Annotated in this window: 19 protein-coding genes; 9 read left to right on the top strand and 10 right to left on the bottom strand. The window is 72.0% G+C overall.

Going from position 1 to position 21,208, the window contains the following annotated elements:
- Positions 1-20: 20 nt before the first annotated feature.
- The 5 genes from ACFFR3_RS32910 to ACFFR3_RS32890 all read right to left on the bottom strand — a co-directional run bounded on the left by ACFFR3_RS32910 (position 21) and on the right by ACFFR3_RS32890 (position 4,691).
- Positions 21-776, bottom strand: coding sequence for a MauE/DoxX family redox-associated membrane protein (locus ACFFR3_RS32910; RefSeq protein WP_379484405.1), 756 nt, complete (start codon positions 774-776; stop codon positions 21-23).
- A 10-nt stretch (positions 777-786) separates the two neighbouring features.
- Positions 787-1,371, bottom strand: coding sequence for a cell wall protein (locus tag ACFFR3_RS32905; RefSeq protein WP_345391942.1), 585 nt, complete (start codon positions 1,369-1,371; stop codon positions 787-789).
- A 33-nt stretch (positions 1,372-1,404) separates the two neighbouring features.
- The gene (locus tag ACFFR3_RS32900) at positions 1,405-1,854 is read right to left on the bottom strand and encodes an RlpA-like double-psi beta-barrel domain-containing protein (protein ID WP_345391939.1); all 450 of its coding nucleotides are present in this window, start codon (positions 1,852-1,854) and stop codon (positions 1,405-1,407) included.
- Positions 1,855-2,057: 203 nt separating this feature from the next.
- Positions 2,058-3,245 carry a M20/M25/M40 family metallo-hydrolase gene (locus tag ACFFR3_RS32895; RefSeq protein WP_345391936.1) on the bottom strand — a complete coding sequence of 396 codons (1,188 nt, stop codon included), beginning with the start codon at positions 3,243-3,245 and terminating at the stop codon, positions 2,058-2,060.
- Between the two features lie 258 nt (positions 3,246-3,503).
- A complete protein-coding gene (locus tag ACFFR3_RS32890) occupies positions 3,504-4,691 on the bottom strand; it encodes a trypsin-like serine peptidase (RefSeq protein WP_345391933.1) in 1,188 nt (395 codons plus the stop codon).
- 338 nt (positions 4,692-5,029) lie between these two features.
- Here ACFFR3_RS32890 and ACFFR3_RS32885 point away from each other — a divergent pair, with 338 nt between their 5' ends.
- The 8 genes from ACFFR3_RS32885 (at position 5,030) to ACFFR3_RS32850 (ending at position 14,128) form a co-directional block, all read left to right on the top strand.
- Positions 5,030-5,698 carry a hypothetical protein gene (locus ACFFR3_RS32885; protein ID WP_364367281.1) on the top strand — a complete coding sequence of 223 codons (669 nt, stop codon included), beginning with the start codon at positions 5,030-5,032 and terminating at the stop codon, positions 5,696-5,698.
- Positions 5,699-6,111: 413 nt separating this feature from the next.
- Positions 6,112-6,684 carry a hypothetical protein gene (locus ACFFR3_RS32880; protein ID WP_345391927.1) on the top strand — a complete coding sequence of 191 codons (573 nt, stop codon included), beginning with the start codon at positions 6,112-6,114 and terminating at the stop codon, positions 6,682-6,684.
- 28 nt (positions 6,685-6,712) lie between these two features.
- Positions 6,713-7,876 (top strand): sensor histidine kinase, encoded by a 1,164-nt coding sequence (locus ACFFR3_RS32875; protein ID WP_345391924.1) that lies wholly within the window; start codon positions 6,713-6,715, stop codon positions 7,874-7,876.
- A complete protein-coding gene (locus ACFFR3_RS32870; RefSeq protein WP_364367277.1) occupies positions 7,873-8,532 on the top strand; it encodes a response regulator in 660 nt (219 codons plus the stop codon). The genes ACFFR3_RS32875 and ACFFR3_RS32870 overlap by 4 nt, the downstream gene beginning before the upstream one ends.
- Before the next feature lie 136 nt (positions 8,533-8,668).
- Entirely contained in the window at positions 8,669-9,892 is a 1,224-nt protein-coding gene (locus tag ACFFR3_RS32865; RefSeq protein ID WP_364367274.1) for a S1C family serine protease, read from the top strand.
- 197 nt (positions 9,893-10,089) lie between these two features.
- Positions 10,090-12,204, top strand: coding sequence for a PQQ-dependent sugar dehydrogenase (locus tag ACFFR3_RS32860; protein ID WP_364367271.1), 2,115 nt, complete (start codon positions 10,090-10,092; stop codon positions 12,202-12,204).
- Between the two features lie 10 nt (positions 12,205-12,214).
- On the top strand, positions 12,215-13,123 hold the full coding sequence (locus tag ACFFR3_RS32855) for a sugar phosphate isomerase/epimerase family protein (RefSeq protein ID WP_364367268.1): 909 nt from the start codon (positions 12,215-12,217) through the stop codon (positions 13,121-13,123).
- A 174-nt stretch (positions 13,124-13,297) separates the two neighbouring features.
- Complete coding sequence (locus ACFFR3_RS32850) at positions 13,298-14,128, top strand: glycerophosphodiester phosphodiesterase (protein ID WP_345391909.1); 831 nt, start codon at positions 13,298-13,300, stop codon at positions 14,126-14,128.
- On the opposite strand, the gene ACFFR3_RS32845 is transcribed toward ACFFR3_RS32850, so the two are convergent.
- The 3 genes from ACFFR3_RS32845 to ACFFR3_RS32835 all read right to left on the bottom strand — a co-directional run bounded on the left by ACFFR3_RS32845 (position 14,109) and on the right by ACFFR3_RS32835 (position 16,271).
- Positions 14,109-14,648, bottom strand: a complete 540-nt coding sequence (locus tag ACFFR3_RS32845) for a hypothetical protein (protein WP_364367265.1) — start codon at positions 14,646-14,648, stop codon at positions 14,109-14,111. The genes ACFFR3_RS32850 and ACFFR3_RS32845 overlap by 20 nt on opposite strands.
- 84 nt (positions 14,649-14,732) lie before the next feature.
- A complete protein-coding gene (locus ACFFR3_RS32840; protein ID WP_345391903.1) occupies positions 14,733-15,458 on the bottom strand; it encodes a helix-turn-helix transcriptional regulator in 726 nt (241 codons plus the stop codon).
- A 30-nt stretch (positions 15,459-15,488) separates the two neighbouring features.
- Positions 15,489-16,271: a helix-turn-helix transcriptional regulator gene (locus tag ACFFR3_RS32835; protein ID WP_364367262.1), complete on the bottom strand. Its 783-nt coding sequence runs from the start codon at positions 16,269-16,271 to the stop codon at positions 15,489-15,491.
- An 85-nt stretch (positions 16,272-16,356) separates the two neighbouring features.
- Here ACFFR3_RS32835 and ACFFR3_RS32830 point away from each other — a divergent pair, with 85 nt between their 5' ends.
- Positions 16,357-17,175 (top strand): NmrA family NAD(P)-binding protein, encoded by an 819-nt coding sequence (locus ACFFR3_RS32830; RefSeq protein WP_379484404.1) that lies wholly within the window; start codon positions 16,357-16,359, stop codon positions 17,173-17,175.
- Positions 17,176-17,303: 128 nt separating this feature from the next.
- Here the strand turns inward: ACFFR3_RS32830 and gdhA are convergent, their stop codons facing one another.
- Both gdhA and ACFFR3_RS32820 read right to left on the bottom strand, forming a co-directional pair.
- A complete protein-coding gene (gdhA, locus tag ACFFR3_RS32825; protein ID WP_345409435.1) occupies positions 17,304-18,644 on the bottom strand; it encodes an NADP-specific glutamate dehydrogenase in 1,341 nt (446 codons plus the stop codon).
- A 73-nt stretch (positions 18,645-18,717) separates the two neighbouring features.
- A complete protein-coding gene (locus ACFFR3_RS32820; protein WP_379484403.1) occupies positions 18,718-21,153 on the bottom strand; it encodes a PEP/pyruvate-binding domain-containing protein in 2,436 nt (811 codons plus the stop codon).
- Positions 21,154-21,208 lie beyond the last annotated feature (55 nt).

Genomic DNA, 21,208 nt, shown 5'->3' with positions numbered 1-21,208 from the left:
GTCCGGCGTACGTGCCGCCCTCAGTCCACGAGCGCGACCTTGACCTGGCCAGGGTCGTCGCCGGTCAGCGGGACCGCGAAGACGGCCGTGCGGCCATGGGCGCCGTAGACGACGAAGCGCACGCCGTCCTGGTCCCACGTCTCCTGGACGTCCGAGGTGAGCTGGGCGGACGCCGAGCAGTACGCGGGGCTGCGGCGCAGCAGGTGCAGGGACGCCTCCAGCGGCACCCCGTCCTGCGGGGGCGCGGCGACCGGGCGTACCAGGCGGCGGCGCAGCGGCGTGAGCCAGTGGCCGTCGAGCTCCGAGGAGAGCGCCAGCAGCGCCGCCACCTCCATGGCGACCACCACGGCGACGACGGGAGCGGAGACCGTGCCGGACGGTGCGGCCAGCGCGAGCAGGGCGCCGGCCAGCAGCAGCCCGGCACGGGCGAACGAGCGCACGTCCACCGGCTGGGAGTGGGTGCCGAGACAGCCGCAGGACGTGGCCGGCGCGGCGACGTGCGCGTACCGGAGATAGGCGAGGAAACCGGCCGTGAGCAGCGCCGCCGCCCCCGCGTTCCACGGGTGCGCGGACGGCACCAGCAGCCCGGCCGCGACCGCCAGCTCGGCCAGCCCGGTCAGGCGCAGCGCGGGGACCGCGCGCGCCGCACCGGTGAGCCTGGCCAGCGCGGTGCGCCCGGCCTGTGCCCGCATCCGCCGGCTGAACAGCTTCAGCAGACCTGCCCAGACGAGGAACGAGGCGATGACGTACGGCTGCGACGCGGCGATCCCGTTCACGAGCTGCCTCCTAGTGCGGGGAGAAGACCGTGGCGATGTCCACTTCGTTGGTGTCGGGCCGCCATGCGCCCAGGACCTGCACGTGCTGGCTGACCTTCAGCATCGACAGGTCCGTGGTCGGCGGCGACTGGGAGTGGATGGCGACCGTCGTGCCGGCGACCACGTGGCACAGCACTTCGTGCCCGTTGTGGTCGAGGTGGAAGGTCTGGCCCTTGATGTTGGTGATGTGGCCCTTGATGTTGACGATGTTCAGCCACACCGACTCGGCGGCCAGCATGCCGTCCGGCATCCGCACGCCTCTGGCGTACAGGCCGTCGCCCGGCTTGGCCTGGTCGAACCCGACGGGGCCGAGCTTCCACAGGCTGGTGCCGTCCACCACTCTGATCGTGTGGAGCACCATGTTGGAGCCCAGGACAAGCAGGGTGTTGTCCTTGATCGAGCGGATCCGGCCCTCGGCGAAGTCCGGGTCCGGTGCTCCCGGCTCGACCTTCTGGGCGGGTGCGGCGGTCGCGAAGGCCGCCTCGGGGCCGAGCGAGCCCATCGCGGTCGCCGCGACCACGCTCGCGCCGCCGCCGAGCACGGCCGACCTCAGCACGTCTCGTCTGCTTGGCACTGTGATCACCGTCCCTCAGGGCGTCGAGATCTCGGCCGGCCGCAGGCCGGATGAGAGGCTGGCGATCTGGCTGTAGGCGGCGGGCGTCAGGTCGATCAGGCGGTTGTTGGCGCAGGTCGCGCCGCAGCAGCTGCGCTCACCGCAGAACAGGTCGGTCTGCGGGCCGCAGTCCGCGATCGCGGTGACGACGCTGCCGCCGCCGCACAACGAGGTGATGCGGTGCCGGAAGCCGCACGTCCTGCGCGACAGGCTGACACCGCAGCGGTCGGGACGGGTGATGGACCAGCACGCGTCGGAGGCGTTGGGCCAGGCGTGCTGGAGACTGCCGGAGTTGCAGGTGCCGCAGGCTCCCTTGCCGGTGCTGCTGCACGGGCCCCATGCGGTGCCGCAGCAGAACCAGGAGACCTCTCCTTGGACGGGGCCGAGTAAGTCGGCGGGCGGGTCGGTGGCCTTGCTTCGCGCCATGCGCGTCCTCCTTGGGTGCGCTTGTGGACGGTCTCTGCGAGGGGTTGAAGGTTTCCGACTCGATCTATGAGTACCATGTAAGGAATTTTCGTCAATGCCCTGATTTTTCATGACCTGTGGGGCGGCGGGGGCGTGACGAGCGACCGGCCAGTGGTGGGTGCGGGGCCGGTCGCGGCCGCGTCCAGCCGTCGCTCCGAGGCCGCTCAGCCGGCGCAGAACTCCGTGACGGTGCCGGTCAGGACGTCGGTGACCTGGTGCAACGCGGCGATGTCGGCCCACTCCTCGTCGGCGTGCGCGCCGCCGCCCGAGACGCCGAAGAGCAGGCACGGGATGCCGGCCGCGGCGAGCAGCGCGCAGTCGGTCCAGAACGGCTCCGCCCTGATCACCGGCGGGCGGCCGAGCACCCGCTCCGCCTGGGCGAGCAGCACCCGCGTGATCGGCGCGCCCGGGTCGGCCTCGAAGGGCTCGCGATGCAGGCCCGCGCGCAGCTCGTAACGGAAGCCGGGCACGGTGGCGGCCAGGCGGTCGAGGATCGCGGCCAGCTCGTCGCGTACGGCCGCGGCCGGCTCGCCCGGCACCGTGCGGCGCTCGACCGTAATCCGGCATCGCGCAGGATACGTCGATGGCCCTTCGCCGCCGTCGATCATCGACGCGTGTACGGTGCCGGGGCCCAGGAGCGGGTGCCCGCCCGCCGCCGCCAGCCGGGCGCCCAGCTCCTCCAGCGCGACGAGGAAGTGACCGGCCTTGGCTATCGCGTCGATTCCGAGATCGGGACGCGAGCCGTGGGCGGCGCGGCCCAGCACGTCGACCTCGAACCAGGCGAAGCCCTTGTGCGCCAGCGTCACCTCCAGCATGCTCGGCTCCGTCACCACGGCCCCGTCGGCGGTGAACCGCTCAAGGACCTCCTCGGTGCCGGAGCTGGCGTGCTCCTCGTCGGCGACGCAGGCCACGATGACGTCGCCGCGCAGCCGCCCCGCCGCGGTGGCGCGGGCGGCGGCGGCCAGCATGGCGGCGACGCCGCTCTTCATGTCGAAGGCGCCCCTGCCATAGACGCGGCCATAGACGCGGCCATGGACAGGGCCATGGACAGGGCCGTCCTCGACGCGCGGGCTCAGCGGGTCGCCCTCGTACGTGCCGTAGGCGACCGTGTCGAGATGCCCGTTCAGCATGATGGACCGGCCACCGCCGGTGCCCTTGAGCACGCCCACCACCGACGGGCGGCCCGGCCGGCGCTCCAGCCGGTGGACCTCGAACCCGCGCTCGCCCAGCCACCGCCCGCAGAAGTCGGCGGCGGCCTGCTCACCCGCGCCGCCCGGGGACAGGGCGGGGTTGACCGAGTCGATGGCGACGAGTGCCTGGAGCAGCTCCAGCGGGTCGGCGGTGTGCGGCATGGCGGCCCTCCCTGAGCCATCATGCCGCACCGGCGACGCCCGCCCCGAGCACGCGCGTCACCACCCCGGCCCGCCGCCCGCCGCGCGAATCACCCCGGCCCGCCGACCGGCGGGCGAATCACCCCGGCCCGCCGACCGGCGGGCGAATCACCCCGGCCCGCCGACCGGCGCTCGGACCGCGCCGCCGCTCCGGTCGGCGCTCGGACCGCGCCGCCGCTCCGGTCGGCGCTCGGACCGCGCCGTCGCTTCGGTCGGAGGTCAGACCGCGTCGGCGTTCTGCGCGGCGCGGTAGGCGGCCATCGCCTCGTCGCCGAAGAACGGGCCGAACATGAAACCGGGCGCGAAGTTATAGGTGAAGCTGTTCACCGAGTTCAGCGAGCCGAGCCCGGTGGCCGCGTCGAAGCTCTGGAACCAGGGACCGCCGCTGGAGCCGCCGGTCATGTTGCACCGCAGCCCCTGGTCCTGCGTCATCACCGTGTCGTTGAACGCGCGCCCGCTGCAGTAGATCAGCCGCGACCCGTCGAACGGCTCGGCCGCCGGATATCCGAAGGAGAACATCTGCTGCTGCCTGGCCTGGTTGAAGGCCACGCCCTGCCCGCCGACGACGTCGGTCAGCGTGCGCCCGTTGAGCGGCGCCACCACGACGGCGGCCACGTCGAAGTTGATGTCCTCGCGGGCGTTCCACTGCGGGGTGGTGAACATCCTGGTGCCCACCCACGTGCCGAACGGCCGTCGGCCGTTGTCGAAGGCGGGGACGAACACCCAGTTGCGGTGCGCGGCGCCGTTCAGCTTGACGCAGTGGCCCGCGGTGATGACGACGCTCTCGTTCGCGCTGGTCACGGCCGAGCCGGAGCAGGAGGAGTTGCGGCCGTCGGCGGTGGTGAAGAAGACCCGGCCGGTGGTGCGGACGACCGCGCCGCCGTCGGTCCAGCGCAGGCCGGGGCTGTTGTTGACGGCGGTCCGCTGCTGGTTGCCGTTGCCGTTCCCTTGGTTGCCGTTGCCCTGGCCACCTGTTCCCTGGCCACCTGTTCCCTGGCCACCTGTTCCCTGTCCGCCCGTGCCCTGTCCGCCCGTGCCCTGTCCGCCCGTCCCCTGCCCGCCGGTTCCCCGGTTGCCGGTGCCCTGGTTGCCGCGTTCGTACCAGGACGAGCCGCGGCTGCCCGCGGCGCGGGTGCCCTGGGTGGACCAGGGGTTGCCCCGGGACGGGCCGCGCCACTGGTTGCGCCGCGGGGCGGGGGCGTTCAGCGGCTGGGCCGCGAGCATGCGGTTGGTGCTCCAGTACTGCGAGACGGTCCTGCGCTCGCGCCAGGAATCCGTCGCCGTCCACCCGGCGGGCCGCCTGAAGTCCGGCCCGCCGGCCGTGCCGGCGTTCGCGGTGCCCACGGGGGCCAGGGCGCCCGCGAGGGCGAGCGCGACGGCGGGGAGCAGGGCGACTCTGCGGTGCATTACGTACCTCCCGAAACCCGGTAACTGCCGTAGGGAGGTACGTAGGGTGCGTTCGATTCTCCTCAACGCACGCCCAAATGGATATGGCGACATCACCCGACGAATCCGACACGTCACGCAGGGTGCATAGAGGCGCCTATAGGCGGGGACACTACTTTTTCTTTACGAAATAGCCACGAGCGGCGAACGCATTTTCAGGGATTCTTTCCCTGGTGCGGGATATTGACCTGCGGCGTGGCGTTGTCACTCGGCTCGCGGCAACTGTAAGCATCGTACCGGTCTGGCGACCATGGGTCGTATTCCGAAAGGAACGGTAAATGCTCACCCCAATGAGAAAAATGGCGAGGCCGGCGGTGCACGGGCTGCTCACGGTGGCGCTGGCGGTCACCATGGCACCGGCGGCGAGCGCGGACGACCGCGACGACCGACACCTGCGCAAGTTCAAGGGCATCCACAGCGACAGGGGCTTCCACACCGGCAGGAGGGACGAGGACGGCGGGCGTAACTGCAGGCCGCGCACTTTCTGGCGGATCCACAAGCTCTCGCCGCGCAACTTCTTCCTGCCCCGCACCCGCTACATCGACGGCCCCGGCGGCTCGATGACGGTGTCGGTCACGCGCGAGCACGAGGTGCTCGCCTTCCTCGAAGCCGAGAACGAGAAGACCAAGTCGCTGGAGAAAAGCAGAGCGCGGACGGTGGACGACGTCACCGACACCAAGTCGGTGGTGGAGGCCCTGCGCCGGCTCGGCCTGCCGCACCTCGAAGAGCGGCACATGGTCTTCACCGGGCACGAATACACCAGGGAAGTCACGCCGGGCAAATACGGCAACATGTGGTACCGCGTTTTCGGTTACCGCATCGGCTGGTCGGCCTGGTCCGTCCTCGGCACCTGCGACCGCCGCAAGGTGGCCGCCGGCGTGGCGAACGTGCCCGCCCGCGTCGAGGGCTGGCGCTACTGGGAGACCGAGCATCCCAAGTTCAAGCGCCGGATCCTGTCCGCCAAGTAGCCGGATTTCGCAGGTCAGGAGGGTTCTGAGGAGACATCGCGGGTATGGGGGGTGGCAGTCCGGCACGGCCGGGCGCGCAGCCGTCCGGTGCGCCGAACCCCACGGCTTCTACGAGGGGGACACCAATGGCCATACAGCGATATCTCGGATTCAGAGTCTTCCGCCTGCCCGCCGCTCCTGGACCGGAGCCCACTCCGGGCGGTGGGGGCGACACCTACGGGCGGGCCCGCCGGCGCCGGCGTCGCCGCCGCTGAACACGGATCCGCCAGGAGATGTGAGGGTATCGGGCCCTCACATCTCGCCTTTCCCCGACGTGGAAGCCGGCCGCGCCGGCGTCTCATGCGCAGGAGTGAGTCGCGGAATCCCTCCCACCGGCGATGCCGGCAGGGCCCCGCCGGCCGCACCATCGCCTTATGACTCCCCGTTCGGCGCTGATCGCCGCGCCTCTCTTCGCCTTCGCCTACGGCGCCATCCGCATCCTCGACGGCCTCGACGGCAGTTACGGCCCCGGCCTCGCCTGGACCGCCGGGCACCTGGCCTTCATGGCGGCGCTCCTCCTGTTCGCCTGGCTCTTCCTGTGGTTCCGCACGCTCGCCGGGCGGGACGCCCTGGCCACGGCCGGCGCGGTGGCCGGGCTCGTGGGCGTGGTGGCGCTGCTCGTCCAGTTCGGCATCGACATCGCCGTCGGGTTCGCCGCCGCCGACCGGGACGGCATGAACCTGCTGTTCCAGCAGGTCCAGAGCGTGCCAGGCGTGCCGTTCACGGTGTATGACGGCCTGCCGTTCCTGTTCTACGTGGCGCAACTCGTCCTGATGATCCGGCTCGCGGTCCTGCGCGTCCTTCCCGTGTGGACGCTCGCGCCGGTGCTGGTCTACCTCGCCCTGCCGATCGTCTGGAAGGACCTGATTCCGGTCTCCGCGCTCTTCATGCTCGTCGCGCTCCTCCCGCTCATCCGCCGGCCCGCCGTGGCGCTCGCCGCCGTATGACGAGCCCGTATGAGGAGCAGCAGGCAGGATGAGTGACATGCAGGACCTCCTCACCGTTCTCCGGCGCCGCGCGGCGGCACTGCCTCCCACACTGGTGGACGGCTGGCTCGCGGCGCTGGTGCTGGTGGTGCAGCTCTGGCCGCTGCTCTCCCGGGACAACCCGGCGGGCGGGCCCTGGCACTGGTGGGGATACACGGTCGTGGTCGCCTCCGCCGTGCCGCTGGTGTGGCGGCGACGCGCGCCGGTCCTCGCCCTGCTGGGCTCGCTCATTCCGAGCAGCCTGTACGACCTGGTGGACGAGGTGGCCGATCAGCCCATCTGGTACGGCGGCCTGGTGACCCTGTACACCGTCGCCGTGATCTGCCCCCGCCGGGTGCGCTGGGTCCTGCTGGCCGCCGCGCTCGGAGGCGGGATGCTCGTCGTCGGCTCGTCGGAGACGGCGTTGCGGGGCATCGTGCTGTTCGTCGCCGCGTACGCGATCGGCCGGGCCGCCGCCTCCTCCCGCGCGCACGCCGCCGCCCTGGAGGAGCGCGCCGCCCAGCTCGCCAGGGAAAGAGAGGCCGAGGCCGAGCGGGCCGCCGAGCGGGAGCGGGCCAGGATCGCCCGCGACATGCACGACATCCTCGCCCACGCGGTCAGCGTCATGGTGGTGCAGGCCGAGGCGGGGCCGGTGGCGGTCGCGACGCAGCCGGCCAGGGCGGTGGCCGCGTTCGACGCGATCGCCGCGGCGGGCCGGGACGCGATGGAGCAGCTGCGCCGGCTGCTGAACGTGCTGAAGGAGGAGGAGGGCCCGCGCGGCCCCCAGCCCACCCTCGCGGCGGTGCCCGCCCTGGCCGACCAGCTCAGGGCGGCCGGGCTGCGGGTGGACTGCTCCAACACGGGTGACCCGCGGCCGCTGTCGCCGGACACGGAGGTGGCCGCGTACCGGATCGTTCAGGAAGCCCTCACCAACATCGTCAAGCATGCCGGCGCCACCAGCGCCGGCCTCGCGCTGACCTGGCAGGAAGACGCACTCATGATCGACATCACCGACGACGGACACGGCAGGGAGCCCGCGCTGCCCTCGGGCGGCAACGGCCTGATCGGCATCCGCGAGCGCGCCGCCGCGTGCGGCGGCAGCGCCGTGGCGGGCCCGCGCGAGGAAGGCCCCGGCTTCCAGGTGCTGGTCCGGCTGCCGCTGGCGGCGTCGTGACCGTCCGCGTCGTCGTGGCGGACGACCAGGAGCTGGTACGCGCCGGGTTCGGCATGATCCTCGACGCCCAGCCGGACATCGAGGTGGTGGCCGAGGCGGGCGACGGGGAGCAGGCGATCGCCGCGGTCCGTGAGCACGCCCCCGACGTGCTGCTGCTCGACATCCGCATGCCCGTCATGGACGGCATCGAGGCGGCCCGCGTGGTCTGCGCGGAGGGAGCGTGCCGGGTGCTCATGCTGACCACGTTCGACCTCGACGACTACGTCTACGACGCGCTGCGCGCCGGGGCGAGCGGCTTCCTGCTCAAGGACGTGCGCCGCGACGACCTGGTGCACGCCGTACGCGTGGTCGCGGCCGGCGAGTCGCTGCTGGCCCCGTCGATCACCACGAAACTGATCGCCGAGTTCACGTCGCGGGCCGCGCCCCGGCCACCGGCCGACAGGCTGTCGGTGCTGACCGCGCGCGAGCAGGAGACGCTGCGGCTGATCGCGCGCGGGCTGTCCAACGCGGAGATCGCCGCGGAGCTGGTGGTCAGCGAGCACACGGTCAAGACGCACGTCAGCAACGTGCTGGCCAAACTGGGGCTGCGCGACCGGGTGCAGGCGGTGATCGTCGCCTACGAGGCGGGGCTCGTCACGCCGGGAATTTCCGGCTGATTTCCAGCGGCGGGCGAGGCCGCGGCCAGCGGTGATAAGGCGGCCATCAGGGGGTGCCGGCGCGGGCGGCGTACGGCTTAGCCGGTGTTTACGCACGTTCGATCACGCTTGTGTCATCGGGACTCTAGGAGATGACATGAGCGCGAACGAGCCGAGGGAGCCTCGCACCGGTGGCTGGAGCCAGTTCGGTGCCACACCACCGTCCGCCGGAGGGTTCACCCGGCCGATCCCGTCGATGCCGCCGCCCCCGCGGCCCGCCGCGAAGCAGGCGTTCATGCTGACCCGCAAGGCGGTCGCGGGGCTGGCGCTGGCGGCCGTCGCCGCGCTCGGAGCAGCCGCGCTGGGCGGCGGGGCCGTGGGCGCGTACCTGGCGGGGGGCAGCACGCCGGTGGCGACCGCCACCCCGAGCCAGCCGAGCCCCGTCTTCCGCACCGCCGCCGACCAGTACACGGTGGCGCAGGTGGCGGAGAAGGTGCAGCCGTCCGTGGTGATGATCCAGGGCAGCACGTCGGAGGGCTCCGGCGTGGTGCTGTCGGCGGACGGGCTGATCCTCACCAACAACCACGTGGTGTCTGGGCAGGACAGCGGGCTGACGGTGAAGTTCAACGACGGCAAGATGGCCAAGGCCACCGTCGTCGGCACCGACCCGGCCACCGACCTCGCCGTCATCAGGGCCCAGGACGTGTCGGGGCTGGCCGCGGTGACGCTCGGCGACAGCGACCAGCTCAAGGTGGGCGACGACGTGCTGGCCATCGGCAGCCCGCTGGGCCTGGACGGCACGGTGACCTCCGGCATCGTCAGCGCGCTCGACCGTACGGTGACGGCCGGCAACGGCCCGCAGGACCAGCAGCTCCCGCCGGGCTGGGGCGGGCGGTCGCAGCCCGAGGACATCACCACGCTCGGCGGCATGATCCAGACGGACGCCGCCATCAACCCCGGCAACTCCGGCGGAGCGCTGGTCAACGCGGCCGGTGAGCTGGTCGGCATCAACAGCGCGGTGGCCTCCGACGGCGTCAACCTGGGCTTCGCGATCCCGGTGAACACCGCCAAGCACGTCTCGGAGCAGCTCATCAAGGACGGCAAGGTGACGCACGTCTACCTGGGCGTGAGCGTCACCAACGCCACCGGCGACGTGCCTGGCGCGCTCATCAGGCAGGTGACGAAGGGCAGCCCGGCCGAGAAGGCGGGGCTCAAGGAGGGCGACCTCATCACCAAGATCGGCAGCACCCAGGTGGCGAGCGGTGACACGGTGGTCGGCCAGGTTCGCGGCTACAAGGTCGGCCAGCAGGTGGCCATCACCTATCAGCGCGGTGGCGAGGAGTCCACGGTGACCGTCACCATGGAGGAACAGAAGAACTGACGTCATAGAGAATCCCGATCGCCTCCTGCTCCGGCAGGGGGCGATCTTTTGTTGATCACCTTTCCACTTAGTGCGATCGGGGGCGGGAGATACGCGGGCGGGCGTGAATTAGGCCCTCCTCGATCGGCGTAACTCGGGTTACATTCACGTTAATTTGCCCTCTCTTATCCCACCCGAGTAGACCGAAGGAGAGAGGCGTGAGAGCGAGAACCATGATCGCGGCCATGAGCGCCGCGGCGATCATCATGCCGGCCTGCGTGCAGGCCGTCGCACACGCCGGCGTGGCGGCCCCCACGACCAGTGCGCCGCCCGACAGCCAGTTCCAGAAGGTGACGCTCAACGACCATCCGGGTGAGCCCATAGACCTGGCGGTCCTACCGGACAACCGAGTCCTGCACACCACGAGGCGCGGCGAGGTCTGGTTACACGACCCGAAGACCGGGCTCAACACGCTCGCCGCCACGCTCGACGTCTACCAGCACGACGAGGAAGGGCTGCAGAGCATCGCGCTCAGCCCGGGCTTCGGGAAGGGTTCCAAGAAGGACGACTGGGTCTACCTCTACTACTCGCCCCCGCTCGACACCCCCGTCGACGACCCGGCCACCCCCGACGTCAACGAGGGCGACGCCCCGATCACCGGCACCCCCGCCGACTTCGCCCCGTTCAAGGGCCTGATCAGGCTGTCGCGCTTCCGCTTCACCGGCGCCACCATCGACCTGCGCACCGAGCAGCGCATCATGGACGTGCCGGTGGACCGCGGCATCTGCTGCCACGTCGGCGGCGACATCGTCTTCGACGCCGCGGGCAACCTCTACCTGTCCACCGGCGACGACACCAACCCGTTCTCCTCCGACGGCTTCACCCCGATCGACGAGCGGCCGGACCGCAACCCCGCGTTCGACGCCCAGCGCAGCTCGGGCAACACCAACGACCTGCGCGGCAAGATCCTGCGCATCAAGCCACGCGACAGCGGCGGCGGCTACTCCATCCCCAAGGGCAACCTGTTCCGGCCCGGCACCAAGGACACCAGGCCGGAGATCTACGCCATGGGGCTGCGCAACCCGTTCAGGATCGAGCTGAACCGCAGGACGGGGGAGCTGTACGTCGGCGACTACTCGCCCGACCAGCAGCAGGCCAACCCGAGCAGGGGCCCGGCCGGCACCGGCAAGTGGACGGTCGTCCGCAAGGCGGGCAACTACGGCTGGCCGTACTGCGCGACGGCGCGGCTGCCGTACGTGGACTACGACTTCGCCACCGGCGCCTCGGGAGCGACGTTCAACTGTGCGGCGCCGGTCAACGAGTCGCCGCGCAACACCGGACTGCGCGAGCTGCCGCCGGTCACCCAGCCCGACGTCTGGTACTCGTACGGGCCTTCGCCTGAGTTCCCCGAGCTGGGCACCGGCGGGATCGGGCCGATGGGCGGGCCGGCGTACGACATCGGCAAGGCCGACACCCGCGGTCGCGACTCGGTGGCCTGGCCGCGCTACTACGACGGCGTGCCGCTGTTCTACGAGTGGACCCGCGACTACGTCAAGGCCATGCACCGGGACGGCCGCATCGAGAGCGTGCTGCCGTCGATCGTCTTCGACAACCCGATGGACATGGAGTTCGGCCCCGACGGGGCGCTGTACGTGCTGGAGTACGGCGACGGCTACTTCAGCGAGAACCCCGACGCGCAGCTCGCCCGCATCGACTACATCGGCCGCACCGGCAACCACTCGCCGATCCCGGTCGCCACGGCGTCCGCGACGGCCGGGCTGGCTCCGCTGACGGTCGCCTTCAGCAGCACGGGGACCAGCGACCCCGACGGTGACCGGCTCAGCTACGCCTGGGACTTCGACGCGGACGGCCGGGTGGACTCGCGCAGCCCGTCGGGCTCCTACACCTACCGGCAGAACGGCCTCTACAACGCCACGCTCAAGGTCACCGACCCGCGCGGGCGGTCGGCCGCGACGTCCGTACGGGTCGTGGTGGGCAACGCGGCGCCGGTCGTCGAGCTGGTCAGGCCGGCGGGCGGCGACCAGTTCAGCTTCGGCGACGTCGTCGAGTTCGAGGTGCGGGTCACCGACGACCAGCCGGTGGACTGCGCCGCCGTCACGGTGGACTACATCCTCGGCCACGACGACCACGGACACCCGCAGACCACGGCCCGCGGCTGCACGGGATCGATCCAGACCACCGAGCCGAGCGGGCACGACCCGGAGACGGACAACCTCACCGGCGTCTTCGTGGCCACCTACACCGACCCCGGAACCGGCGGACTGCCGCCGCTGACCAGCAGCACCCAGGTCGTGCTCCAGCCGACGCGATAGGAGAACCACCATGTGTTACGGCTACGGCCCCAGCAGGCGCTCCCTGCTCGCCGCGGGTCTCGGGCTCGGCGCGGCGGCGGTCGCCGCCGGCTCGCCCGCCGCCGCGGCGGTGACGAATCCGCACCACCCGCACCCCCCGCGCGGCGAGAAGGTGCCGCCCGGCAAGATCAGCATCCAGCTCTACACGCTCCGCGACGACCTGGCCCAGAGCTACGACGACACCCTCAGGTACGTGGCGCGGGCCGGGTATCCGAAGGTGGAGCTGGCGCTCGGCTACTTCGGCCGCACGGCCAGGCAGCTGCGGCGCTTTCTCGACGGGCTGGGCGTGCGGGCCACGTCCAGCCACGACGGCATCAGCGCCGACGACGCCGCGCTCAACACGAAGATCGAGAACGCGCTGACGCTCGGCCAGAAGTACATGGTGGTGCCCTACCTCGCGTCGGACAGCCTGGACGAGTGGAAGGGCTGGGCCGAGCGGATGAACGTCGAGGCGCGCGCGGCCCGCTCGGCCGGCCTGCGCTACGGCTACCACAACCACGCCCACGAGTTCACCACCGACCTCGGGGGCGGGGTCACCCCGTGGGACGTGCTCACCTCCGAGCTGGACCCCCGCCTGGTGCACCTGGAGATCGACATCTACTGGGCGGTCACCGGCGGCGTGGGGCGCGGGGCGAGCGACCCGGTGAAGTTCGCGATCGACGTGATCCGCCGGGCGCCGCAGCGCGTGCTGCAGTACCACGTCAAGGACCGGCACCTCGACGGCGACATGGCCGACCTGGGCACGGGGACGATCGACTTCCGCCGGGTGTTCCGCGCGCACCGGGTGGAGGAGTACATCGTGGAGAACGACACCCCGGACGTGACACCGCGGCAGACGGCGGAGGTGGGCTACCGCTACCTCCGCAAGCTGCGGTACTGACCGCACGGGCCCCGGGCCGGCGGCGGCCGGTCCGGGACGCGTCTTCTGCGGTCAAAAGTTCGTACGGACCTCCGCGACACGCCCGTAGAAAACGGTCATTCCTCTCATTGGTGGGCACTTCTCTGGCACAACAGCACGTGTGCCGGCCAGCGCCGCGACACGGAGGGAGGGACCATGTACCGCTTTCTCGGCGTCCTCGCCATCGCGGCCCTGGCCGTGGTGCCGGGCCCCACGGCCCACGCGGCGCCGCCCCGGGTGGACACCATCGCCCACCGGGGCGGCTCCGCGCACGCTCCCGAGAACACCATCGCCGCCTGTGCCCGGGCCCGGACGCAAGGGGCGGACGTGTGCGAGTTCGACGTCCAGCAGACCAAGGACCACAAGCTCGTGCTCATGCACGACGAGACACTCGAGCGGACCACGAACGTCGAGAAGGTCTTCCCCCGCCGGGCGCCGTGGCGGGTCTCGGACTTCACGCTCGACGAGATCCAGCGGCTCGACGCCGGCTCCTGGTTCTCCGCCCGCTACCGCGGCGAGGGCGTGCCCACCCTCGCCGAAGCCCTGCGCGCGGTCCGCGACACCGGCACCCGGCTGCTGCTGGAGATCAAGCACCCGCCGGACAGCCCTGACATCGACCGCAGGGTGGCCGCCGAGCTGCAGGAGTCGCGCGAGCTGTGGGGCGACGGGCTGCTCACCGTGCAGGCGTTCGGCTGGCAGTCGATGCGGTTCCTGCACGCCATGGTGCCAGGACTGCCGATCGCGCTGCTCGGCAAGCCGAACGCGGCCCGGCTGAGCGAGCTCTCCCGCTACGCCGACGGGCTCACGCTGGCCCACAAGAGCCTCACCGCCCGCTATGTCAAGAAGGTGCACGACCGGGGCATGCGGGTCTACACCTGGACCGCCGACAAGCCGGCCGTGCTGCGCAAACTGGTGTCGTACGGGGTGGACGGCATCATGACCAACCACCCCCGCCGGCTCACGGCCGTCAAGCGCGGGCTGCGCTGAGCCCCGCCATCGTGCGCCAGCCGGTCGTGAGCGACGCCGCCAGCAGCACCACCCCCGACGCCACCCCGCTCACGATCGGCACCCAGGCCAGCGCGGACGTGCCGGCCAGTGCGAACCCGGCCACGCCGAGCAAAGCCAGCAGCGCGCCCGGCACGGCGATCGTCCAGTCCTTCCACACCGGCGCGAGCGCGACGAAGTGCACCCCCACCACGAACGCCACCCAGGCCACGTTGGCCTGCTCGGGGGCGCCGAGCGCGGCCAGCACCCGCAGCCCGCCGAAGAGCAGCACCACCTCGGCCAGCACGATGAGCAGGTAACCCCGCCCGTACATGCCGGGGCCCTGCGGCTGCCCCGACCTGCGCTCCCCGCGTACGGTCATGAACCACATGGCGACCACCCCGGCGGCTCCCAGGCAGGCGGCCACCCGCAGCACGCCCGCCACCGCGCCGCCCAGCGGGCCGCCCGCGTTGACGAGCACGAAGACCGCCCCGAACACCGCACCGACCAGCAATCCCGTCATTCGTTGCATGTGACCATCCAAGCGGACCCGGCGCCGCCCCCGCGCGGGGGCTACGGCGAGGGCGGGGTAGCTCTGTCCCTACCCTCAGCGGGCCGTGCCGCGCAGATAGGCCAGCACCGCCAGCACCCGCCGGTTGACGTCGTCGGTGGCGGGCAGCTCCAGCTTGGCGAACAGGCTCGTCACGTGCTTGCCCACCGCCGCCTCGCTGATCGACAGGGCGTCGGCGACGGCCCGGTTCGAGCGGCCCTCGGCGATCAGCGCCAGCACCTCGCGCTCGCGCGGCGACAGCATGTACGCCGGCTCCGTCACCTCCCTGGCCCGCTCCCACGTCAGCTCGAACAGGTCGATCAGCGCCGCGATCACGCTCTGCTGCCTGATGACCAGGGCACCGGGGGCGTGGGCGACGGGCGTGGTGCGCAGGAACGCCACCGTCCGGTCGAAGACCAGCAGCTGCTGGATCGGCTCGTCGACGATCCGGTGCAGGTCGCCCGCCGCGTGCAGCTCCCTGATGCGGGCCGCCTTGACCGGGTCGTCCAGCACGGCGGAGTGCACGATCGTGCGCATGCTCAGGCCGCCGCGCAGCGCGTCGAGCACGTCGCGCCGACTGCGCTGCTCCCTGCGGCCCCGGTCGGTCGAGCCCAGCGGGTGCATGGCCCGCAGCTCCTTGGCCGTGCCGGCGGCCTCCAGGATGAGCGGCTGGACGAGCGCGTTGTCGGCCACCCGCTCGACGTCCACGGGGATGCCGCGCAGCTCGCCCACGACCTCCTCCAGCCGGCGGGCGAGGTCCGCCAGCGACCCGCTCTCCTCCACAAGGGTCGATTCTCCCCTAAAGCGGGCGGCTCAGGTTCGGCAACCCGCCCGGCACTCGGTGGGGCTGACGCCGTAGAAGCGCTTGAAGGCCGTGCTGAACCCGAACGCGTCGGCATACCCGACCCGGCGGGCCACCGCGCCGACGGTCGAGGCCGGCTCGGTCAGCAGGTCGGCCGCCAGCGCCATCCGCCACTCCTTCAGGTACGTCAGCGGCGGCTTGCCCACCACCCGCACGAACCGCTCGGCGAGCGTGGCCCGCGACACGCCCGCCTCACCGGCCAGCGCGGCCAGCGTCCACGGCCGGTCGGGCGCCGCGTGCATCGCACGCAGCGCCGGGCCGAGCGTCTCGTCGTGCCACCCGGCGGGCGCGACGGCCTGCTGGTCGAACCAGGCCCGCAGCGTGCACACCAGCAGCCACTCCAGCAGCCGGTCCAGCACGACCTGCCGGCCGGGCGCGCACGAGGCGGCCTGCGACACGAGGAAGTCCCTGGTCGCGGCGCAGTCGTCGCCGTCCGGCAGCACCAGCAGAGGCGGCAGGACGTCGAGGAGGCGGTGCCCGACGGCGCCGCGCACGTCGTACGTGCCGACGAGGAGCACGGCACGCCCTGGCGCGCGGGCGGTGAACGGCCCGCGCACCACCGCCGTCTCGCCGGCCCGCACGACGCCGTGCGGCAGCTCGGCGACGCCTTCGATGGGCGCCAGGAGGGTCAGGGCCGCGCCGCCGGTGAGGGGGCGCCCCGGCGTCAGCTCCTCGACGCCGAGCTCGGCGTCCTCGGACCGGACACCGCGCAGCAGATCATCGAACGGATCCATACCTCCCATGCTATGGACGATTGCGCATGCGCTCTGGATCCTGAGCCATGGCCGCACCCCGTCCGCGGCCGATTCACTGAGGGGCATGACGATCGTGGTGTTGGGCGGCACGGGCAAGACCGGCAGCCGCCTGGTGAAGACGTTGCAAGGACGCGGTGCGGACGTGCGGGTCGCGACCCGGTCGAGCGGGACGCGGTTCGACTGGTCCGACCCCGGCACGTGGGCGGGCGCGGTGGCAGGTGCGTCGGCGCTCTACCTCATCGCGCCCCAGGAGCCTGAGGCCGCCGAGCCGTTCGTGAAACAGGCGACGGAGGCGGGCGTGGGCAGGCTCGTGGCGCTGTCCGGCCGCGACATCGAGCGGTTCCCCGGCTACTTCAGGGGCATGGCCGCGCTGGACCAGGCCGTACGCGAGTCGGGCGCCGAATGGACGATCATCCGCCCGAACAACTTCAACCAGAACTTCGACGACCCCTCCATCTGGCGGGCCCCGCTCCGCGAAGGACGGCTGGGCCTGCCGATCGGGGACGTGCCCGAGCCGTTCGTGGACGCGCAGGACATCGCCGACGTCGCCGCGGCGGCGCTCACCGAGGACGGCCATCACGAGCAGGTCTACACGCTGTCCGGCCCCCGGGCGCTGACCTTCCGCGCGGCCGTGGCGGCCATCGCCGAGGCGGCGGGGCATCCCATCAGGTACGAGGAGCTGACCCCCGAGCAGTACAGGGACGAGCTGCTCGCCCAGGGCGCGCCGGAGGAGGCGGCGGCGGAGCTGAACGCGCTGTTCGCCGGCATGCGCGCGGGCCTGTACGCCGAGCCGCGCGACGGCGTCAAGAGGGCGCTCGGCCGCGACCCGATCGATTTCGCCGCCTACGTCGCCCGCACGGCGTCCGCCTGGCGGCTTGAGTAGGGGGTCTCGGTACAAGACGGTACAAGGAGGAAGCTGGTTGACCCGGACGTCGTTGGCCGGGCCAGGCCGTCAGATCAGACCGCGTCAGATCAGACCGCGTCAGATCAGGCTGGGTCAGATCAGGCTGGTCAGATCAGGCCGAGGGCCAGCATGGCGTCCGCGACGCGGCGGAAGCCGTCGATGTTCGCGCCGGCCACGTAGTTGCCCGGCATGCCGTACTCGTCGGCGGTGCTGAGGCAGCGGTCGTGGATGTCGCGCATGATCTCCTGCAGCCGCTGCTCGGAGAACTCGAACGTCCACGAGTCGCGGCTGGCGTTCTGCTGCATCTCCAGGGCGCTGGTCGCGACGCCGCCCGCGTTGGCGGCCTTGCCGGGCCCGTACGCGATGCCCGCCTCCTGGAACACCTTGATGCCCTCGGGCGTGGTCGGCATGTTGGCGCCCTCGCCGACCGCGACCAGGCCGCCCGCCACCATGGCGGCGGCGGCTTCGCCGGTGATCTCGTTCTGGGTGGCCGACGGCAGCGCTACCTCGCCCGGCACCTCCCAGACGCTGCGGCCGGGCACGAAGGTGGCGTGCTCGCGGCGCTGCGCGTACGTGTCGAGCCTGCCCCGCTCCACCTGCTTGATCTGCTTGAGCAGCTCCAGGTCGATGCCCTTCTCGTCCAGCACGTAGCCGGAGGAGTCGGAGCAGGCGACGACGAGGCCGCCGAGCTGCTCGACCTTCTCGATGGCGTAGACGGCGACGTTGCCCGAGCCGGACACCACGACCCGCTTGCCGTCGAACGACGTGCCGCGCGCCTTCAGCATCTCGTCGACGAAGAAGACGCAGCCGTAGCCGGTGGCCTCGGTGCGGACCTGGGCGCCGCCGTAGACGAGGCCCTTGCCGGTGATGACGCCGGACTCGTAGCGGTTGGTGATGCGCTTGTACTGGCCGAACAGGTAGCCGATCTCCCGGCCGCCGACGCCCGTGTCACCGGCGGGCACGTCGGTGTACTCGCCGATGTGCCGGTAGAGCTCCGTCATGAAGCTCTGGCAGAACCGCATCACCTCGCGGTCGGAACGGCCCTTGGGGTCGAAGTCGGAGCCGCCTTTGCCGCCCCCGATGGGCAGGCCGGTCAGGCTGTTCTTGAAGATCTGCTCGAACCCGAGGAACTTGACGATCCCCAGGTAGACGGAGGGGTGGAAGCGCAGGCCGCCTTTGTAGGGGCCGAGCGCGCTGTTGAACTCCACCCGGAAGCCCCGGTTGATCTGCACCTGGCCCTGGTCGTCCATCCACGGCACGCGGAAGATGATCTGCCGCTCGGGCTCGCAGATGCGTTCGATGATCTTCGATTCGGCGTACTCGGGGTGCTTCCCGAGCACGGGGCCGATGCTGTCGAGGACTTCCCGGACGGCCTGGTGGAACTCGATCTCACCGGGATTGCGGCGCAGGACGTTGTCATAGATCGACGACAACTTCTCGTGCAACACGTACTCCAAGCTCACGGGGGTTGTGGCGGACTCCTCACTGTACGGGGAGGCGCGTTGTGAGCCGCACGCAGGTTCAGCCGTGGCGCTCCACCTTGACCGTGCCGGCGCCCCCGTCGATGGTGATCAGGTCGCCGGTCCTGATCGCGCGGGTGGCGTCGCGGACGCAGATGACGGCCGGGATGCCGTACTCCCTGGCCACGGTGGGGCCGTGGGCGATGGCGGAGCCGGTCTCGGTCACCAGGCCCGCCGTCGTCAGGAACAACGGCGTCCAGCCCGGGTCGGTGGTGGGCGCGACGAGGATCTCGCCCGGCTCGATGCGCGCGCCCGCCGGGTCGCGGATCACCCTGGCCCGGCCCGTCGCCCGGCCCGCCGCGCCCGCCATGCCCACCAGCACGCCGTCCTCGGCCGGGACGCTCGGCGGGGCCAGCGCCTCCAGGTCGGTGCCGTCCGACAGCAGCGCGCCGGGCACGGTGGGGCGGCGCAGCTCCCGCGCGTACTCGGCGCGGCGGCGGGCGATCAGCGGCCGGTGGTCCTCGCCGTGGCGCACGGCCTGGGCCAGCTCGGCGAGGTCGAGGAACATGACGTCGCCGGCCTCCTCCAGCAGGCCCCGCCCGGCCAGGTCCGCGCCGATGAGCAGGAGCTGGCGGCGCGACTCCTGCATCATCGGCAGCCAGGCGAACTTGCCGATCTCCCGCAGCCCGGTCAGCTTGCGTGAGCGGCGCATGAGGAACACCGCGAGCCTGCCGCGTACCGGACGGGCGAGGCGGGCGCGCGGCGCCAGCGTGCGGATCATCCGCTCGGCCCGTGCCGCGGCCAGCTCGAAGCGCCGGTCGGGCGCCTGCTCGGGGTCCTCCACGCGCAGGTAGTTGGCGATGGTGCCGAACAGCGGCGCCGGGTCCTCCGCCCAGCGCGGCATGCCGACGTCGATCTCCGCCGCCGCCCGCATGCCGTAGCGGCCGAGGAAGCCGTCCAGGCCGATGTCCGGCAGCTCGCCCGCGCGGTAGCGGGCCGCCAGCTCGGCGGGGTCGGTGCCGAGGAACAGCTCGCGGTGCCGGCGCGCGTTGACCGCGACCTGCCACAGCGCGAGGTCCATGTCCGTGGTCACGTTGTACGGCATGCCGCCGAGCACCACGTCCAGCTCCTCGGCGGAGGCGACGCCGGCCAGCAGCCCCGCCGGCGACGTGCCGGCCAGCATGCCCGCGACCAGCGGACCCATCAGCCCGTACAGGCCGGGCGTCCGCAGCGGGCGATGGGCGTCCTCGATCACCCAGCGCAGCCGCTCGGCCGCCGTGGCGGGCTCGGCGGGCGGGACGACGTCGCGCCGCATCCGGTGCACGGCGCGGTAGGCCCTGGCCCGTCCGGCGTCGGGCGCGGCCAGGCTGTGCGCGACGCCCGCGACGAGGCCGGGGGCGAGCCGCAGCGTCATCCGTACGGCGCTGCCCAGCCGGAACGGCAGCCCTGGACGCGGGGTGAACCGCGGATCGTCCAGCACCCGATCGACCGCCTCGCGCACCCGCGGCCCGTACACCTCCAGCGACGCGCCCAGCTGCCCGCGCATCGAGGTGTTGCGCAGGAAGTCGGTCAGGTCGAAGTAGAGCCGCCCGCCGATCGGCACCACGCGCGGCAGCGGGTCGCGCCGGTCGAACCTGCCGCCCGTGGACTCCAGCCACACGCCCATCGCCGCCTTGAGCAGCGACATGCCCATCGGCGTCACCGGCCTGAGCATGCCCTGCATGTGGCCGACCTCGAGATAGAGGCGGGTGTCGCGGGTGGCGGGCGGCGCGGGGAACAGCGTGGTGATCGGCCGCGACTGCAGCAGCCACAGCGTGCCGGCGGCGTCGAAGGCCCACTCGACGTCCTGCGGCGTGCCGAAGTGCGCCTGCAGCCGCCGCCCCGCGTCGCGCAGCGCCGCCAGCCGCCGCCGGTCGAGGCAGCCGCCGCCGTCGGGCGCCGCGCGGTGGCCGAAGACGTAGTGGTCGGGGACGACCGTGCCGTCCACGACGGACGTGCCGAGGCCGGGGGCGGCGTCCACCACCATCTCCGCACGGCAGCCGGTCACCGGGTTCGCGGTGAACAGCACCCCGGCGACCTCGGCGTCCACCATGCGCTGCACGACCACGCCCATGGCGGCGTCGTCGACGCCCACGGCCTTCCTGTAGGCCGTCGCCCGCTCGTTGTGCAGGGAGTCCCAGCAGCGGCGTACCGCGTCGAGCAGCGCGGCGTGGCCCTCCACGTTGAGATAGGTGTCGTGCTGACCGGCGAAGCCGGCATCGGGCAGGTCCTCGGTGGTGGCGCTGGAGCGCACCGCCACCCGCCCGCCGCCGAGCCGCTCGTAGGCGTCGATCAGCTCCTGCTCGGGCAGCTCCCCGCTCCGGTAGGCCGCCACGGTCAGGCAGAAGCCGTCGGGAACCCGCTCACCCGCCCTGATCATCTCGCCGAGACCGGCGGCCTTGCCGCCCACGGTCTCGACCATGGAAGAGCCGGCCGCGGCCACATCGATGATGGTCATTGCGCCCCCCGACCTGGTCAGCCGGTAGATGATCCATCAACCTACGCCTCGCCTC

Source organism: Nonomuraea salmonea (assembly GCF_042428605.1).
GTDB lineage: Bacteria > Actinomycetota > Actinomycetes > Streptosporangiales > Streptosporangiaceae > Nonomuraea > Nonomuraea salmonea.
This window is presented reverse-complemented; position numbering and strand designations above follow the sequence as displayed.

What these genes read in the sequence shown, in the direction of transcription:
- ACFFR3_RS32900 (WP_345391939.1), bottom strand. Translation starts at nt 1,854, where the DNA reads ATGGCGCGAAGCAAGGCCACCGACCCGCCCGCCGACTTACTCGGCCCC.
- ACFFR3_RS32895 (WP_345391936.1), bottom strand. Translation starts at nt 3,245, where the DNA reads ATGCCGCACACCGCCGACCCGCTGGAGCTGCTCCAGGCACTCGTCGCC.
- ACFFR3_RS32890 (WP_345391933.1), bottom strand. Translation starts at nt 4,691, where the DNA reads ATGCACCGCAGAGTCGCCCTGCTCCCCGCCGTCGCGCTCGCCCTCGCG.
- ACFFR3_RS32885 (WP_364367281.1), top strand. Translation starts at nt 5,030, where the DNA reads ATGGCGAGGCCGGCGGTGCACGGGCTGCTCACGGTGGCGCTGGCGGTC.
- ACFFR3_RS32880 (WP_345391927.1), top strand. Translation starts at nt 6,112, where the DNA reads ATGACTCCCCGTTCGGCGCTGATCGCCGCGCCTCTCTTCGCCTTCGCC.
- ACFFR3_RS32875 (WP_345391924.1), top strand. Translation starts at nt 6,713, where the DNA reads ATGAGTGACATGCAGGACCTCCTCACCGTTCTCCGGCGCCGCGCGGCG.
- ACFFR3_RS32865 (WP_364367274.1), top strand. Translation starts at nt 8,669, where the DNA reads ATGAGCGCGAACGAGCCGAGGGAGCCTCGCACCGGTGGCTGGAGCCAG.
- ACFFR3_RS32855 (WP_364367268.1), top strand. Translation starts at nt 12,215, where the DNA reads ATGTGTTACGGCTACGGCCCCAGCAGGCGCTCCCTGCTCGCCGCGGGT.
- ACFFR3_RS32850 (WP_345391909.1), top strand. Translation starts at nt 13,298, where the DNA reads ATGTACCGCTTTCTCGGCGTCCTCGCCATCGCGGCCCTGGCCGTGGTG.
- ACFFR3_RS32845 (WP_364367265.1), bottom strand. Translation starts at nt 14,648, where the DNA reads ATGACGGGATTGCTGGTCGGTGCGGTGTTCGGGGCGGTCTTCGTGCTC.
- ACFFR3_RS32835 (WP_364367262.1), bottom strand. Translation starts at nt 16,271, where the DNA reads ATGGATCCGTTCGATGATCTGCTGCGCGGTGTCCGGTCCGAGGACGCC.
- ACFFR3_RS32830 (WP_379484404.1), top strand. Translation starts at nt 16,357, where the DNA reads ATGACGATCGTGGTGTTGGGCGGCACGGGCAAGACCGGCAGCCGCCTG.
- ACFFR3_RS32820 (WP_379484403.1), bottom strand. Translation starts at nt 21,153, where the DNA reads ATGACCATCATCGATGTGGCCGCGGCCGGCTCTTCCATGGTCGAGACC.